This is a genomic window from Patiriisocius sp. Uisw_047 (assembly GCF_047730165.1).
Classification (GTDB): Bacteria; Bacteroidota; Bacteroidia; order Flavobacteriales; family Flavobacteriaceae; genus Patiriisocius.
Genome location: NZ_CP159834.1, coordinates 2,109,620 through 2,129,043 on the forward strand (window position 1 = coordinate 2,109,620; position 19,424 = coordinate 2,129,043).

Annotated in this window: 8 protein-coding genes and 1 pseudogene; all 9 read left to right on the forward strand. The window is 34.9% G+C overall.

What is annotated here, in order from left to right:
- Positions 1–2: 2 nt before the first annotated feature.
- The 9 genes and pseudogenes from ABXT71_RS09255 (at position 3) to ABXT71_RS09295 (ending at position 18,731) form a co-directional block, all read left to right on the forward strand.
- On the forward strand, positions 3–1,997 hold the full coding sequence (locus tag ABXT71_RS09255; RefSeq protein ID WP_415371040.1) for a cytochrome c biogenesis protein CcdA: 1,995 nt from the start codon (positions 3–5) through the stop codon (positions 1,995–1,997).
- 33 nt (positions 1,998–2,030) lie between these two features.
- Positions 2,031–3,652: pseudogene (locus tag ABXT71_RS09260) on the forward strand (CocE/NonD family hydrolase).
- A 442-nt stretch (positions 3,653–4,094) separates the two neighbouring features.
- Complete coding sequence (locus ABXT71_RS09265) at positions 4,095–6,911, forward strand: triple tyrosine motif-containing protein (RefSeq protein WP_415371041.1); 2,817 nt, start codon at positions 4,095–4,097, stop codon at positions 6,909–6,911.
- Between the two features lie 371 nt (positions 6,912–7,282).
- Positions 7,283–8,989, forward strand: coding sequence for a glycoside hydrolase family 2 TIM barrel-domain containing protein (locus tag ABXT71_RS09270; protein WP_415371042.1), 1,707 nt, complete (start codon positions 7,283–7,285; stop codon positions 8,987–8,989).
- Between the two features lie 154 nt (positions 8,990–9,143).
- Positions 9,144–12,617, forward strand: coding sequence for a hypothetical protein (locus tag ABXT71_RS09275; protein ID WP_415371043.1), 3,474 nt, complete (start codon positions 9,144–9,146; stop codon positions 12,615–12,617).
- Between the two features lie 13 nt (positions 12,618–12,630).
- On the forward strand, positions 12,631–13,923 hold the full coding sequence (locus ABXT71_RS09280; protein ID WP_415371044.1) for a glycosyl hydrolase family 17: 1,293 nt from the start codon (positions 12,631–12,633) through the stop codon (positions 13,921–13,923).
- Positions 13,924–13,966: 43 nt separating this feature from the next.
- A complete protein-coding gene (locus ABXT71_RS09285) occupies positions 13,967–15,424 on the forward strand; it encodes a glycoside hydrolase family 30 protein (protein ID WP_415373091.1) in 1,458 nt (485 codons plus the stop codon).
- A gap of 2 nt (positions 15,425–15,426) precedes the next feature.
- Positions 15,427–17,781: an MFS transporter gene (locus ABXT71_RS09290; protein WP_415371045.1), complete on the forward strand. Its 2,355-nt coding sequence runs from the start codon at positions 15,427–15,429 to the stop codon at positions 17,779–17,781.
- Positions 17,782–17,822: 41 nt separating this feature from the next.
- A complete protein-coding gene (locus ABXT71_RS09295) occupies positions 17,823–18,731 on the forward strand; it encodes a glycosyl hydrolase family 17 protein (RefSeq protein WP_415371046.1) in 909 nt (302 codons plus the stop codon).
- Positions 18,732–19,424: the final 693 nt, after the last annotated feature.

Genomic DNA, 19,424 nt, shown 5'->3' on the forward strand with positions numbered 1-19,424 from the left:
CTATGAAGAAGTTTGCATTTTTAATCGTACTCCTTGTGTCATGCATTGCCCCAGCAAAGGCTCAAGAATTTTTAGATCCAGTTAAATGGAATGTGAGTATTGAAAAAGAGTCTGGTGATTTATACAACATACGTATGGAAGCCACAATTGAAGAAAAATGGCACTTATACAGCCAGAAAGAACCAGAAATGGGGCCAGATGATATAGGTCCTATCCCTACAGAATTTACATATGACGCTTCTCCAGAAACCTACACCTTATTAGGTGAGACGACTGAGCCTCAGGTTCCGCCATATTACGATCCTATTTTTGAAATGGATATCGTGTTTTTTGAAAAGTCTGCTGTTTTCTTTCAGCAAATTAAAGTAGTGAACCCAAAAGACCTTAAAATAAATGTAGATATTTATTATTCTGTGTGTGATGATAAACAATGTTTACCGCCAGAATCTAAGATTTTTGAACTTGACATTAAAAAAGGAAAGGCTCAGATAGCCAATTCAGAAATTACAGCCGATGATTTAGAAAAATCTGCAGCATTGACAATACCAATAAAAGGTAAGGAGAAATACGAAACAGAGAAAACAGAGGAAAAGAGTTTTTTAACAATCTTCTTTTTAGGGTTTATTGGAGGTTTGATTGCTTTGCTAACACCTTGCGTTTTCCCGATGATCCCTTTAACGGTAAGCTTTTTTACAAAAAGCGCTAAAAGCAAAAAACTGGGAATGCGTAATGCAGTGCTTTACGGTTTGTTCATTTTTGGAATCTATGTTCTTTTAAGTCTTCCTTTTCATTTACTAGATTCATTGGATCCTGAGATACTGAATAATATATCGACTAACGTGACCTTAAATGTCATATTCTTTATCATATTTATCGCCTTTGCTTTTTCGTTCTTTGGGTATTATGAGATTACATTGCCTCAATCTTGGAGCGCAAAAATGGATGACAAAGCCAATAGTATAGGAGGGATAATAGGCATTTTCTTTATGGCATTGACGCTGGCTATTGTTTCTTTCTCTTGCACGGGGCCTATCTTAGGTTCTTTATTAGGAGGCTCCCTATCTAGTGATGGTGGTGCGATGCAATTGACTATGGGTATGGGAGGATTTGGTCTCGCACTTGCTTTACCATTTGCTTTATTTGCTTTATTCCCTAACTGGTTAAATACGCTTCCTAAGAGTGGTGGTTGGTTAAATACGGTAAAGGTAGTCTTAGGTTTTATTGAGCTAGGATTGGCATTTAAATTCTTATCTAATGCAGACTTGGTTCAACACTGGGGATTATTAAAGCGTGAGGTATTTATCGCAATATGGATTCTTTGTTCCCTTGGATTGGCCTTGTACTTATTCGGGTTTATTAGATTCCCGCATGATGGGCCTAAAATGAAGAAAAAACCATTAGGTAATATTATAGTTGGGGTAGCGGCGATTGCTTTTTTCCTTTACCTGATTCCTGGTTTATCAAATACAAAATACGCCAACCTAAAAGTATTAAGTGGATTTCCACCACCGATGTTCTACAGTCTTTATGACAAAGGCGATATGGGGATTACTGGCCATAAAAGTTTTTATGATGGTCTTGAAGAAGCAAAAGCAACTGGAAAACCTATAATGATTGATTTTACAGGTTGGGCCTGTGTAAACTGCCGTAAAATGGAAGAGCAGGTTTGGACACGCGAGGATATTTTTAAAGTAATAAATGAGGATTATGTTTTAGTGTCCCTTTATGTTGATGACAGAAAAGAACTGGAAGAAGACGATCGTTTTAACTTCTTAAAGCCAACAGGTGGAACTAAGCGTATTAAAACAGTAGGTGATAAATGGGCGACATTCCAGACGGTAAATTTTGAGAACAATTCGCAGCCATATTATATTTTACTCGATGCAGATTATAACCTTCTCAATAAGCCAATAGGCTACACTCCTGATGGGGATGAATACCTGTTTTGGTTAAACGAAGGTTTAGATAATTTTACAGGGGAATCAATCAATAAATAGACATAAGAAAACAATTATATTAGGATTGTTTGTATGCTTTTGGTTTCCGTGTCAGCTAAAGAAGTGGCATATGACCTTGAAGCTAATTATGCTAAAAAAGAACAAAACATCGCCATGCGTGATGGGATAAACCTTCATACAACTATTTATTTTCTTAAAGATAAGAGTAAAAGGTATCCTATTATATTAATACGAACACCTATTAGTTTTAAGCTTTACGGCGAAAATAACCACCCAACGAAACTTGGTCCTAATCAATTTACGATGGAAGGGGGCTATGTCTTCGTATATCAAGATAAGCGCGGACGTTCGAATAGTGAGGGGGTTCTATGGTAATATGCGTGTGTATATACCAAATAAGAAAGCAAAATAAATTGATGAAGCAAGTGATACGTTTGATACTATAGACTGGTTAGTTAATAATGTAGACAACACTAATGGAAACCCAGGCACCTATGGTATTGCTTATCCGGGGTTTTATACCAGGTACTCGATACTTGATTCGCATCCTGCATTGAAAGCCGTTTCACCACAAGCTTATATAGGTGAATTCTTTTTTGATGATTTTCATCATTATGGGGCTAATTTATTGACTTACTGGAGAGCCACTTAAGTTTTTGGTTATATGAAAGTAGCACCAATGAAATACACTTGGTACTCTTTTCCAGATCTAGGTTCACAAGATCAATATCAATTTTTCTTAGATGTCGGGCTTTTAACTAATCTTGATACCTACTAGAAAAAGAAAAACATTTTCTGGACACAATTAAAAGAGCACCTTAACTATTATGAATTCGGGTAGACTAGCGGCATTATCCAGCATTTAGAGCAGATCAAACTGGCGGTGATGACTGTGTAGGTGGTTTTTTTGACACGGAAGAGTTATATGGTCCTTTAGAGACGTATAAGAATATTGAAAAGAGAAGTGATAATTATAATACTATAGTTTTTGGTCCCTGGAAATCTTATGATCAATGGCCGCCCAAAAATAGTAAGAAAAAAACATTTTGGTTATAGAATGGAGAGCGCCTTAATCCAAAGATGGAAAAGAGCTTCACCTTTGAAGAGTTTGTAAGTGACCCTAAAAAACCGATACAGTATACAGAAGACGTAAAATGGTTTTTACCCTCGTAAGTATATGATGGATGATAGGCGTTTTGAGGCAAGAATACCAGATGTAGTCGCTTTTGAAACTCCTATTCTCACTGAAGATATGACATTGTCTGGCGAGACTCTTGCAAAACTGCAAGTAGCAGCCACCGGCACAGATGCAGACTGGATAATAAAATGGCAGATGTCTTTCCCGCAAAGGCTAAAAATACTGAAGAAACTCAAGACCACCTTAAGATGGGTAATTATCATATGATGTTAAGAAGTGAAGTGAAGTGAAGCGAGGGCGTTTCAGAAATAGTTTTTAAAAACAAGAGGCTTTTGTTCCAAATAAAAAGACTGAAGTAGCGACAAAGCTACAAGATGTAAATCATACTTTTAAAAAAGAACACAAGCTACAAATACAAAGCACGTGTTTCCCATTAATAGACGTAAAGCCTCAAACCTGTGTTTCTAATATTTTTAAGGCAGGGGAAGGTAACTCTAAGAAGCAGACTCACAAAATTTTTAATGACTCATCTGTAGAGTTTAAAATCTTAGAGTAAATATCACCAAGTATTAATGAAATCAAAAAAGGCGGGTAGTAGCGCCATTTTTTATATAAAAAAATAGAGCGCCACTTTCGCAACGCTCTTAACAAACCTAACTTAGTAAATTTTATAAGCTCCATTCACACTCTTTTATCCCCACAAAAAAGATAGAATAAGAAGCTTTTCACTAATTCATAAATCAAATATACGGTACAAGCTTAAGTCTGATATACGTATAAACACGTATTTTTATATTTCGGTAAGGGAAAAGACATACGACTAACCTGTAAGACACTGGTAATTAGTAGTGTATTAAGACTTAAATAGTGAATTTGGATTTTAAGGGACTCCTTTTGTGCTACTATTTTATTCTTTTTTGCTATTTTAGATTGATTAGCATGCTTCATTGATACTTATTTACCTGTGGAGTAATAATTAATGATTATTTTTAGCCCATATGGGATACAATATGCGGCATTTAGGTTTTCTATTATTCTTTTCGATTCAATTAATTTGCTCACAGTATAGTGCTGCTCAAGAATTGCCTCCTATCCATGTATATACACCAGAACAATATGGAGGTGAAAATCAAAATTGGTCTATTTCTCAATCTGCTAATGATAAAATATACATAGCAAATAATAAGGGTTTATTAGAGTTTGATGGTGCAAATTGGCTCTTATATAATACACCTAATAATACCATTATAAGATCTGTGACGGTTGTAGATGATAAGATATATACCGGATGCTATATGGAATTTGGTTTTTGGCAGAAGGATAATTACGGGCAATTGCAGTATACTTCATTATCTAAAAGTATTAATCAGCCACTAATTGAAGACGAACAGTTTTGGAATATAATACACATCGATGAGTATATCCTTTTTCAGTCATTAGACAGAATTTACATATTTAATACAAAGGATAATTCTTTTAATGTAGTTGGGAATGATGAAACAATTATCAAAACCTATAAGGTAGGTGATGGTATTTATTTTCAAACGATAAGCGGCATTTACAAGATTCAAGATGGTAAACCAAAACTAGTTACTAATGACCCTTTTTTACGCGACAACATCATTGTCAATATGTTTGAGAAACAGGGGAAGATGTTGCTGTTGTCTCAGAATAACGGGTTTTATGAATTGAATACTAATCAATTATCTAGGTGGAGTAACCCGAATAATGAACTTCCATCTAATCTGAGTATTTACAGTGCGATACAGCTTAAAAATGGAAATTTTGCCATAGGGACTATCTCCAATGGATTTATTCAATTAAATGATAAAGGAGAAATAATTTATCAAATAGACTCCTCAAATGGTTTATCAAATAATACCGTGTTATCTGTTTTTGAAGACAGCACTAGCAATATTTGGTTAGCGCTTGATAATGGTGTTAACAGTATCAATATACATTCCCCATTTAAGATATTCAATGATAACAAAGGTGCTTTAGGTACCGTTTATGCATCTGCCGTCTACCGAGACAATTTATATCTAGGGACGAATCAAGGGTTGTTTAAAAAACCTTTTAATACTCCAGATGATTTTACCTTTATCAAAGAAACTCAAGGGCAAGTATGGAGTTTGGATGTGATTAACGGAGTGCTGTTTTGTGGGCATAATTTAGGCACATATATTATTAATGATGACAAAGCAACCAAGATTTCTAGTATTCAAGGAACCTGGTCTATAAAGCCCATTAAAGGCAGGACAGATATTTTACTTCAAGGAAATTATAATGGTTTAAATATTTTAGAAAAGAAAGGAACAACTTGGTCATTTAAAAACAAAATAGAAAATTTTAATATGTCATCGAGAAATTTTGAGTTTCATAACACAAATGAGATTTTTGTAAATCACGAGTATAAAGGTCTTTTCAGAATTTCGATAGATAGTGACTTTTCCGAAGCCGTTACTATTGACAAAATGAATGTGTCACAAGAGTTGAAATCTGGTATTGTTCAATATAACGACCAACTATTTTACGCGAATCAAGAAGGAGTCTATAAGTATGATACGTCCATTAGAGAATTTACTAAAGACACTATATACAGTACTTTTTATAAAGCGGAAGACTATGTCTCTGGAGTGATGATTAACGAAGATTTAAACAATAGACTGTGGGCCTTTTCAAAAGAAAATATTTGTTATGCAACCCCAGGAAAATTAAGTAATGTTCCTGTTATTAATAAATTTCCTTTACCATTAGAAATAAGAAAAAACATCGCTGGCTATGAAAACTTATTAGAAATTAACGATGAAGAATATATAATAGGTACTTCTAATGGGTACATCATAATGAATGTGAATAAGTTTGAACAAAAAATATATGATATCTCAATAAATACGATCGCTAGTAATAATCGTAATGCTACAAAACAAAATTTATTAGATAAAGATGCTCCGGCTTCACTAGAAAATAAAGAGAATGAAATAGGTTTTACATTTAGTATAACAGAATTTGACAAGCATATAAAAACTAAGTACCAATATCAATTAATTGGTGTGTATGATAAATGGAGCAAATGGACAGAGACTTCAAATGTTTTATTTAAAAATTTAGCCTATGGTGATTATACATTTAACGTGAGAGGTAGTACTGGAGAAAGCGCACTCACAAATACAGCGAGCTATTCTTTCACTATAGAAAAGCCTTGGTATTTATCAAGCTGGATGATTGCCGTCTACTTGCTCAGCATCATCCTAGTGTCTTTTAGAATACACACGTTTTACAAAAGGTATTACAAGCGTAAAGAAATTGCCCTGTTAAGTCAAACCAAGAAAGAACTAGATCTAGCTGAGTTAGAAAACCAAAAACAGTTAATTAGTTTAGAAAATCAAAAGCTACAGCAAGACATAGAAAATAAGAATAGAGAGCTCGCTATTTCTACAATGAGTATAATAAAGAAAAACGAGTTTTTAAGTACGCTAAAAAAAGAGTTAAATAATAACTCAGATAATGATTTAAAAAGACTCGTAAAAATAATAGATAAGAATCTGAATAATACAGATGATTGGAAACTTTTTGAAGAAGCATTTAATAATGCTGATAAGGATTTTCTTAAAAAAATGAAGGCGAAACACGCTGTACTGACACCTAATGATTTAAGATTGTGTGCTTATTTGAGATTGAATCTATCCTCAAAAGAGATCGCCCCACTATTGAATATTTCTCCTAGAAGTGTGGAGGTTAAACGTTATAGATTGCGTAAAAAAATGGAATTACCACACGAGTCTAGCTTAACTAATTATATATTGGAAATATAATTCTTCTGTAAAAGGAAGTGTATAGCTATACATTACCACAACATCTCTTATTTTAAGCTTGTTTCAAATGCCTAGCAACCCTAAATAAAACATTGACTTTCTTCTATACGATAAGGGATTAGAGTAAAAAGCCACTTTATTTTGTGTTGTATGTATTTTGTTGGGCTCTTTTTTGTGATATCTACATTGTTTTATATAAAATTACATAAAGTAATGAGTTGTTAAAAATTTAACAAAATACTTGAGTAAATTCTATACAGCTAGCCAGTCTATTTATGTTATCAAAGCACAAATTGAAAAATAACGCTATACTATTAATATTTTCATTAAGTGTTTCTTTATTGTTTTCACAAACGAACCAAGTTTCGGTTATGAAAAATGATGAAGGAATGAAGTTGGTTGTTGATGGAAAAGATTTTATAGTAAATGGAATAAATTGGGATTATGTCCCTGTTGGTTCTACGGTCACAGATCCTGGGATCTGGATCAAATCTGATGAGATTATTAAGGCGGCCATAGATGGTGAAATGTCACTGTTAAGAAACATGGGTGTTAATGCGATTCGAACCTATAACATACATCCAAAGTGGGTTACATACATTTATGAGAATTATGGCATATACACAATGCCCAATATAACATTTGGCGCATATGGGCTTACCTTAAATGGTATTTGGACACCACAAACGGATTATTCAGATCCAGCTACATTAGAGGTTCTTATGGCAGAAGCTATAGGATTAGTCAATACGTATAAAGAAATCCCTGGAATACTTATGTATATGTTGGGTAATGAAAATAACTATCACCTTTCTTGGACGAGCGCCGAAACTGCAGATATTCCTGTTGAAGGCTCAGAAGATCCCAATAAAAAAGCTGCGGCAAGGGCATTGTATAAAGCCTTTAACAATGCAACGAAAGAAATAAAAAAGAGAGATACGAACCACCCAGTTGCAATTTGTAATGGTGATTTATTATATCTAGATCTTGTAAAAGAGGAATGTACTGATATTGATATCTATGGAACAAATATGTATCGAGGAATTTCATTTTGGGATGCCTTCCAAAGAGTTAAAGACGAACTCAATATGCCTATTATGTTTGCTGAATTTGGCTCGGATGCGTATAACGCTAGAGATAATCAGGAAGACCAATACATGCAAGCCTATTATAATGTAGGTAATTGGAAAGACATTTATCAACACACTGCTGGTTTAGGGAAAGTAGGAAATTGTATAGGAGGTTTTACTTTTCAATTTTCAGACGGATGGTGGAAATGGAATCAGACTATAAACTTTGACATACACGATACCATTGCTACATGGAATAATGGAGGGTATAGTAAAGACCAGAACAAAGAGAGCGACAATAATATGAATGAAGAGTGGTTTGGTATCTGCGCAAAAGGGCCAACAGATTCCAGAGGCCTATACAAACTTTACCCTAGGGCTGCTTACTATGCCTTGAAAGAAGTACATCAATTTAATCCATATAAAGAAGGTATTACTCAAAAGAATCTAAATCATCATTTCAAAAACATCAACTTAAAAGACTCGGTTTTGAAAGCTCATGGAGACAAAGCTTCATTCCCATTTACATTTGAAGAAGAGGCAATGCTTCCTTTTAGAGCATTTGATAATGGAGCTACAATTGAAAAGGTTGCTAATTCAAATCTTAATGGAAATCATTCTGCCAGCGTATTAGAGTTTAATAAAGTGATGAATTCAGCATGGTATTCGGGCTTTGTTTTCGATGATATGCTAACAGCAACACCCATCATAGATTTAGTAAATGGTACGATATTCACCTTAAAGATATGTTCTCCCAAAGCTGGTGTTAATGTTCGTGTCAAGATGGAAGATATGGATGCTTCGGGTGCAGGTAATCCATCTTTCTATGTGGATCAAACAATTGCAACAGCAAATGAATGGGTAACATTAACCTTTGATTTTGGGAGTCAAGTAGATTCTGCATACACGTTTAAGAGGATTGCCATTTTTCCAGATTTTGATGATACAAATCAAGTTCCAGTTGAAAAGGGTGCTATGTATCTTATTGATGATATAACGCAACATTAAGAAGTATAGTAAATAACCAATATGGGCTTTTTTAAACGTTGTTAAGCCTCATTTAAAAAAATATTGTACCCTATTTTAATCATAGAAATAGCGTGTATACATCTTTGCATGCTTATTTCAACGCGTTAAAGAAAATTTAAGAATTTAAAAAAAAATGTACAACCAAGCACACAAAGTGAATAGTATCAAAACTAAAAATACAAACGAGGGTAGCTCAATTGATCACGTGGTAATTAATAATGAGCGTTACTATAAAATTACGAATAGCAATAAGATGCGTCCGTTTTTTATGAGTATTGTAAGTGACTCTAACCATTGGATGTTTATATCGAGTAATGGGGGGTTAACTGCGGGACGAAAGACAGCAGAATTCTCATTGTTTCCCTATTACACAGATGATAAAATTACAGAATCTGCAGATATTACAGGGAGCAAATCTATTTTTCACGTACATAAAAATGGTGTCGTGCATTTGTGGGAACCATTCTCAGAACGTTTTGAAGGAGTATTTAATACGTCTCAAAATTTATATAAAAACGAATACGGGAATAAGGTTATTTTTGAAGAAATCAATCACGATCTTGAACTCACGTTCAGATACCAATGGAATTCAACAAATACCTTTGGTTTTATAAAAAGATCTGAGCTTCTTAATAATGCGAATTCTCAAGTTAAAATAAACATACTTGACGGAATTCAAAACATCTTACCCTATGGTGTTGGGAGCGATTTGCAAAACGCAAGTAGTAATCTTGTAGATGCATATAAGCGCAGTGAGCTAGAAAAAAGTACCGGCCTTGGTGTTTTTGCTTTAAGCGCCATTATTGTCGATAAAGCGGAGCCAAGTGAGGCCTTAAAGGCAAATATTACTTGGTCTTTAGGTTTAGATAATCCAAAACATTTACTATCATCACTTCAAATTAAAAATTTCAGAAATGAACTACCCGTTCACGAAGAGACAGATATTAAAGGAGAAAAAGGGGCTTATTTTATTACTTCGGAAATACTATTGGCTTCAAAAGAAAGCAAAGAATGGTTAATTGTTGCAGATGTCAATAAAAGCCACGCTGCCATAGCAAAAATTATTCATAAGATAAAGTTTGAAAAAGAGTTGTACCAGCTTATTAATGATAAAATTAACTTAGGTACAACGCGTTTATTAGCGCTTAACGCGGCCTCAGATGGTATGCAACTTTCCGCAGATAAATTTAGAGATACACGCCATTTTTCTAACACGTTATTTAATATTATGCGTGGCGGAATCTTCGATAATAATTATAAAATCGAAAAATGGGATTTCCAGAAATACCTTGCGAAAGCCAATAAAAAAGTCGCAAGAACAACAGAAAAAACAGTTGAGAACCTACCAGATATCATAACACTTGCAGGATTGCAAGCTGTTGCTTATAACAGTGAAGATAAAAACTTTAGGCGCCTATGTTTAGAGTATATGCCATTAAAATTTAGTCGTCGACATGGGGATCCAAGCCGCCCTTGGAACAAGTTTTCGATTAATACTAAAAGTGAAATTGATGGGTCTAAAATTTTAGACTATGAAGGAAATTGGCGCGATATTTTCCAAAATTGGGAAGCTTTAGCGCATTCGTATCCAGAGTTTTTAGAAAGTATGATTCATAAGTTCTTAAACGCAACAACCTTTGATGGATACAATCCGTATCGTGTTACAAAAGACGGTTTTGACTGGGAGACTATTGAGCCAGACGACCCTTGGTCTTACATTGGCTATTGGGGAGATCATCAAATTATTTATTTGTTGAAATTTTTAGAATTATTAGAAAGCCATAAGCCAGGAAAATTAGAGCATTTTTTTAATGAAGACTTCTTTGTTTATGCGAATGTTCCATATAAGATTAAGGAGTATAAAGACTTATTAAAAGACCCGAAAGACACCATAGAATTTGACGAAGTTTTAGATACTAAGATTCGGGAGCAAAGACATGAATTAGGAGCAGACGGTGCATTGTTGCGCGATGAAAATAGATTTATCGTTAAAGTAAATTTTATTGAAAAGATACTAGCAACAACGCTTGCAAAACTTTCAAACTTTATCCCAGAAGGTGGGATCTGGATGAGTACCCAACGCCCAGAGTGGAATGATGCAAATAATGCATTAGTAGGGAATGGAGTGTCTATGGTAACGCTATGTTATTTAAGGCGTTTCCTTACATTTTTTGAAAAAATATTTTCTGAATCAACTATAGAGAACGTTCAAATATCTTCAGAGCTAGTCGCGTTTTTCCATAACGTAACAAATACTTTTAAAGAACATAAAGGCTTATTGTCTGGACCCATAAATGATCTGGATAGAAAACGGGTTTTAGATAGCTTGGGACAAGCAGGAAGTGATTATAGAAAACAAATTTATAACCACTCATTTTCTGGTAGAAAAATGAGCGTGTCTATCCAAGAGATAAAAGATTTGGTGAGTATCAGTATTGAGTTTTTAGAACATTCTATAAGAGCAAATAGGCGCTCAGATAGTTTGTATCACGCTTATAATTTAATGACTGTCAATCAAGATGATAGTATTTCTATATCCTATTTAGATGAAATGCTAGAGGGGCAAGTTGCTGTGTTAAGTTCTGATTATTTGCCAGCTAAAGAGGTGCTGGTTGTGCTGGATGCATTGAAAAAAAGCAAACTTTTTAGACCAGATCAATACAGTTATCTCTTATACCCAAATAAAGAATTAAAAGGGTTCTTAGAACGCAATACTATTCCTGAACAAGCTGTCTTAAAGTCGCAATTATTGCAACAATTAGTAGCTGATAAGAATATTCAAATCATAGAAAAAGATATTAATAATGAGTATCATTTTAATGGCTATATAAAAAATTCGAATGATTTAAAAGTCGCGGTACAATCTCTTTCAGAGCCAAAATATGCAGCACTTATAAAAACAGAGATGAAACTGATTCTTCAAGAATTTGAAAACGTCTTTAATCATAAATCTTTTACGGGGCGCTCAGGGACATTTTATGGTTATGAAGGGCTGGGTTCTATTTATTGGCATATGGTTTCTAAGCTACTCTTAGCAGCGCAAGAGTCTTGTTTAAAAGCAATTAAGAACAAAGAGTCTGAAGCTGTTATTGGTGGGTTATTGGACCACTATTATGAGATAAATGCGGGTATAGGTGTCCATAAGTCACCTTCATTATATGGTGCATTTCCGACGGATCCCTATTCACATACACCTGCAGGAAAAGGGGCGCAGCAACCTGGAATGACAGGACAAGTGAAAGAGGATATCTTAAGTAGGTTTGGCGAATTAGGTGTTTTTGTTGATCAAGGTCAGCTCTATTTTAATCCTTGTTTACTCCGTAAAATTGAATTTTTAAAAGAAGAAAGAACTTTTAGTTTCATTAATATTTCAAAAGAAAAACAAGAAGTGCTCGTACCAAAAGAATCTCTCTGTTTCACCTATTGTCAGGTGCCAATCGTGTATACGATTTCTAAGGAAGATAAGTTAAGCGTGCAATTTAACGACGGAAATACTAGAACATTTGAAACCTTAAGCTTAGACAAGAAAACAAGCGATGAGATTTTTAATCGTTCTGGTGATATAGTAAAAATACAAGTGCATATTAAAAAGGATCAATTAAAATAAGAATACGAGTATTATGAGAATATTTAAGCACTTCCTGATTATTTTATTGGTAGTGCTAGGTATGGTGGCGTGTAAAGAACATAAGGATAAAGATAATACCCCAAAACAGCTCATGCAAAATAACCTAACAGCAAAAGAAATTCTAGGAAATCCTAATTATTTAGCATTGTCTTATGGGGGGTACCGTAAAAAATCTAGAGACATCCAGCCAACTATAGCTGAGCTTAAAGAAGACATGAAAATTCTTTATGCGATGAACATAAGAGTGTTGCGCACTTATAATGTGCAGTTGGCTCACGCTTCCAATTTGTTAAAGGCAATTGACGAATTAAAAAAAGAAAACTCAACATTTGAAATGTATGTGATGTTAGGCGCTTGGATAGACTGTAAAAACGCGTGGACAGATCAGCCTCTGAACCACTATGCAGAAAGCGAAAATAATGTAGAAGAAATAGATCGTGCTGTCGCATTAGCAAACCAATATCCAGATATTGTTAAGATTATAGCTGTTGGTAACGAGGCAATGGTAAAATGGGCAACGTCCTATTTTGTGCAGCCAGATATCATCTTAAAATGGGTGAATCATTTACAAAACTTAAAAAAAGAAGGTCAATTGTCGAAAGACCTTTGGGTGACAAGTTCAGATAATTTTGCTTCGTGGGGTGGAGGTGAAAATAGCTATCACACGAAAGATTTAGAAGAGCTTATTAATGCGGTAGATTACCTTTCTGTACATACGTATCCTATGCACGATACACATTACAACCCTGTTTTTTGGGGTGTTTTTGGGGAGGAAGCTAAATTGGCTAGTGTAAACAAAATCGATGCGGCTATGAAGCGCACAATGGACTATGCGATTTCTCAGCGTGATAGTGTAGCCAGTTATTTAAAAACCATAGGTCAAAACAAACCTATCCACATTGGTGAGACAGGTTGGGCAAGTGCCTCAAATGGACTTTATGGAGCAAAGGGCTCTAGAGCCACAGACGAGTATAAACAAGCTATTTTTTATAATAATATGCGAGACTGGACAAATGGCGAAGGCATGTCTTGTTTTTATTTTGAAGCTTTTGATGAGCCTTGGAAAGATGCCCAAAATTCTGGTGGGTCTGAAAATTATTTTGGTTTATTTACCTCGGAAGGCAAAGCCAAATATGTTCTTTGGGATTTAGTGGATAAAGATGTTTTTAAAGGTTTAACACGCGGTGGCAAGCCCATTACTAAAACATATAGTGGTAATAAGGACAATTTATTACTCGAGGTACAATTGCCTCCTGTAAAAAGTGAAATTACTTTAAATCATTAATATGAAATTAACAGCCACATATTCATTATTAATTCTAACAGTAATGCACACAGCATGCACCGCACAGCAACCATTACAAGTTGAAGTTTTTGAAACTTCGGCTAGTGGAAATAAATTAACGCCTATCACTGTTATTTCTGAAATAGTAACAAAAAACACAATTACCTTATTTCCGAAGAAAAAATTACAAACCATTACCGGGTTTGGAGGTGCATTTACAGAGTCTTCTGCGTACTTATTAAATAAAGTGAGCAAGAAAAATAGAGATACCATATTACAAGCGTATTTCGCAAAAGACGGAGCTAATTATTCATTAACACGAACCCACATGAATTCTTGCGACTTCTCCTTATCGCAGTATTCTTATTCGCCTGTTAAAGATGATATAGAGTTGGAACATTTCACGATAAAAGATGACCAAGACGATTTAATACCTATGATAAAAGATGCGATGGCAGTATCTGAAGGCGGTTTTAAAATCTTTGCATCGCCTTGGACTGCTGTACCTTGGATGAAAGATAATAATGATTGGGTGGGTGGTAGATTACTTCCGAAATATTATGATACTTGGGCATTGTTCTTTTCAAAATATATAGATGCTTATAAAGCTGAAGGTATTGATATTTGGGGTTTTACTGTAGAAAATGAACCTCATGGAAATGGTAACAACTGGGAAAGTATGCTTTTTACACCTGATGAAATGACCAATTTTGTGCAACACCATTTAGGGCCAAAACTAGAAGCAGATGGTCACGGAGACAAAATAATTTTGGGCTATGATCAAAATAGAGCCGGCATAAGAGAATGGGTAGATTCTATGTATGCTACTGAAGCAACTTCAAAATATTTTGATGGTACAGCCATACATTGGTATGAAAGCACGTATGAGGTGTTTCCAGAAGAATTACAATACGCGCACAATAAAGCACCTAAAAAATATTTAATAGAAACGGAAGGGTGTATAGATTCTCAAGTTCCAGTTTGGAAAGACGATTCTTGGTATTGGAAAAAGGAAGCTACAGATTGGGGTTGGGATTGGGCTCCAGAAGATCAAAAGTATTTACATCCTAAATACGCGCCAGTAAATAGATATGCAAATGATATTATAGGATGCCTAAACAATTGGGTAGATGGTTGGGTAGATTGGAATATGGTACTCGACAGACAAGGTGGTCCTAACTGGTTTAAAAATTGGTGTGTGGCTCCGGTACTTGTAGATCCAGATGCAGACGAAGTATACTTCACGCCTCTATATTATACGATGGCGCACTTTAGCAAATACATACGTCCAGGTGCTATCGTTTTTGAAGTACAAAACACAGATGGAGCCCTAAAAGTTACTGCTGCAAAAAATCCTGATGGTACTATTGCTGTGGTTGTTTTTAATGAAGGTGAAACGGCAAAAAGCTTTAATTTAATTTTAAATGAACAATCACTTGCTATCAATATAAATGCACAAGCCTTGCAAACAGTTATTGTGCCAGCTAAAAAAGTCAATTAATTATGTCAAACACAAATGCGTCCTCAAAGGTACCAATGGGTCAAAAAATAGCTTTTGGCTTAGGTATGCTTGCGAACCAAATGTTCCCAGCTGCATTAGCCATTTTTATGGTAGTGTTGACTCAAGATTATGGAATTTCTCCTATTTTATGGGGAGTTCTGTTTTTTCTCCCTCGTATTTTCGATGCTTTTACAGATCCATTAATGGGTTTTATCTCAGATAACACAAGATCTATCTGGGGTAGAAGAAGGCAGTATGTGCTTTTAGGAGCGGTTGTAATGGGATTTTCGTTTGCATTGCTGTGGCAAATGTATATAGAAGATGGCGCTAGTTATAACTTTACATATTTCTTGATATGGTCCTTGGTTTTTTACCTCGGACTTACTATTTTTTCTGTTCCTTATGTAGCAATGGGTTATGAGATGAGTGATGATTTTCATGAGCGTACAAATATCATGGCAGTTGCGCAGTCAATTGGACAATGGGCTTGGGTAATTGCACCTTGGTTTTGGGTGGTGATGTATAATGACAATTGGTTTGGAGTCACAACAGAGACTACCAGAACGTTAGGTATCTGGGTCGCTGTTATTTGTGCTCTTTTAGCTATGGTGCCTGCGTTTTTTATTAGAAGCAAGTCAACAAAAGATGATGAAAGCCTGACTCCGTTGTCTATAAAAACTTTAGGAGGAAGTCTTAAACAAATTATTGAAAATTTTAAAGAGGCTTTTAAAATTGAGGCTTTTAGAAAATTGTGTTTTTCAACATTTTTAATCTACAATGCTTTTAATGTCGTTGCTGGTTTTTCATTTTTTATTGTGGTGTATTATTTATTTAATGGAGATACAGGAGCAGCAGGGCTTTGGCCAACACTATTAGGGAGCGTAGGTGCCTTAGCAACTACTTTTTTGGTGATACCTATTGTGGCTAGGATGTCTATGAGAATAGGGAAAAAGAAGGCCTTTATGATTTCGCAAGGGATTTCTGTTTTAGGTTACATTATGCTTTGGTTCTTGTTTATCCCTGGAAAACCTTATATGTTTTTATTTGCTCTGCCTTTTTTCTCTTTCGGAATTGGAGGTTTATTTACGTTAATGATGTCTATGACTTCAGACATAATAGATATTGATGAATTAAACACAGGGAAGCGACGAGAAGGTGTGTTTGGAGCTATTTATTGGTGGATGGTAAAGTTTGGTTTTGCAATTGCAGGATTATTAACGGGTGCTATTATGACTTTAGTAGGCTTCGTTCCAGATACTGTAAATACTGAAGCGTCCATTACCGGCATACGTTTATTCTACTCAGGTTTACCTATACTTGGTACACTTGGAGCGATGTGGATCATGCGTAATTATGATCATACAGAAGAAAAAGCATTAGTTATAAGTGCAGAACTAGCGAAAAGAAAATCAGAAAAAAATCCAGAAGAACGATCTTCAGGATATAGTGCTGGTGGCTTGATAGCATTAAATGGTAAAGTTAAATTAGGTAAGTATTCTGAAATTGATTTTACCAATAAAGATGCAAAGTATATCGGCCAGTTATTTTCTGCAAGATTGCAATCAGGCATCAACGGACTATGCTTTAGTCCTTATGTTGAAGGTCAAGATACTGGTGATATATTAACAGAAACACAAATTCGTCGTCGTATGGAAATCATTTCGCCTTATACTAAGTGGGTGCGATCATTCTCTTGTACTCGCGGAAATGAACTTATACCTGAAATAGTACATAGTAACAATAGAAAAGCTATGGTCGGTGCTTGGATCAGTAATGACAAAGCACAAAATGAAAAAGAAATAAAAGCCTTAATTAAACTCGCAAAAGCAGGTTTTGTTGATATCGCAGCAGTTGGTAATGAAGTACTGTTACGAGGCGATATTTCTGAAAATGAATTAATAGCATATATTAATACTGTTAAAGAAGGGCTTGCGGGATTAAACATTCCGGTGGGCTATGTAGATACCTATTACGAGTATAACAACCGACCAAGTCTGGTCAATGCGACCGATGTTATTTTAGTTAACTGTTATCCTTTTTGGGAAGGATTCCACATAGACGTCGCCTTGAAACATTTAAGACAGATGCACGCCATTACACAAAGCGTTGCAAATGGGAAACCAATAATTATTGCAGAAACTGGATGGCCAAGTCAAGGTGAAATGATTAAAGAGGCACGGCCAACGCAATTAAATGCTATGAAGTATTTTATACAGACTCAAGAATGGGCGACAAACGAAGGTGTAGAAATGATCCATTTCTCATCCTTTGACGAATCGTGGAAAGTGCGAATTGAAGGTGAGCTTGGCGCACGATGGGGAATTTGGAATAAAGATGAAGAATTAAAATACAGCTAAAGGTTTATTCAATAAAATTAATAAATTAAAATCAATCAGCTATGTCATATAGAAGAGAAGAATATCACACGTATAACGGATTAAATTTTACAGAACAATCTGGTATTGATTTTGGTAAATATGAAACTGAAGAATTAAAAAAACTTTGGAGAAAGACGCTAGATGCTGGAATGCATGGTATCGGTTTTAGTATGTATGAAGATGGGCAAGAGCCTGGGGATATTATTACAGAAGCTCAAGTAGAAAGACGTATAAAAATACTAGCACCTTACTCAAAATGGGTGCGCTCTTTTTCCTGTATTGACGGCAATGAGCACATTCCTAGAATTGCTCATAAGCACGGAATGAAAACACTAGTTGGGTCCTGGTTGAGCGATGACAAAAAAGAAAATGAAAAGGAGATTGAGGCCTTAATACAATTGGCTAAAGAAGGTAATGTAGATATTGCAGCGGTTGGAAATGAAGTGTTGTACAGAAATGATTTAACACTAGAAGAATTGTTAGGCTACATCAAACGGGTGAAAGAAGCATTGCCAAATATCCCTGTTGGCTATGTTGATGCCTATTACGAATTTTCAAGACATCCAGAATTAGTAGAAGTATCTGATATAATTTTAAGCAACTGCTACCCATATTGGGAAGGATGTCAAATTGATGGTGCTTTAGGCCATATGCAGCAAATGTATGGTCAGGTAGTTGACACGGCAAATGGGAAACCTATAATCATTACCGAAACAGGTTGGCCAAGTGAAGGCGGTAGTTTAAAAGGAGCACATGCTACAGAAGAAAATGCGATGAAGTATTTTATTAATACCCAAGCGTGGTCTGCTAAGGCCAATATTGATGTCTTCTATTTTTCGTCTTTCGATGAGTCTTGGAAAACAGGTGACGAGGGAGATATTGGTGCTTTTTGGGGTCTATGGGATAAACAAGAGAACCTGAAATTTTAATTGTTCCTCCTTGTATTAAAACAGTAATTATACCTCTTCAATATTTAAATTTTCAGAATTAGGAAAAATCATTTGAGAAATCATTCTCGGCACCTCATCTTTTGGGTAAATAAAAATGTGCACGGTTGATTCTACAATAAAACCAGCGATACATAAGACAACTATAATCTCATAATCTGGTGATAAGTTCGCAAACGTTTCGAGTGGTTTGATTATACTCTAAATAAGGGCTAAGCTAGACCTGACTCTCGATTTACTGTCTGTAAATCAGGTTCTTAAAACTGAATTTTACTGTATACAAACTTTATTTATCTAGAGAATGATTTTAATGTCTCTCATTATATTTCTCATATAGTGTTTTAAAATGCGCCATATATTGATCTATAAAAATGTCTCTCAAAATGTTTTTATCTTAAGTGCTAGAGGATAAATGACGCGCACCATTTCAATTGTTTTCAACCAGTGACGGCTTAAATAAAGCGCTAAAGATCGATTAAAGAAATAGGACAATACTTCGAAGTGAAGCTAAACTGCTACTTTATAGACTTGAAGGACTACAACACAGGAAGTTTTTACTACATCATTACTACAACATTGATATTTATTACTATTACAAAGAAGTTTATTAGCGATATTTGATAATTCAGATAAAATTTTGTAATATTCTGAAAAACAACGCTATATAATTTACAA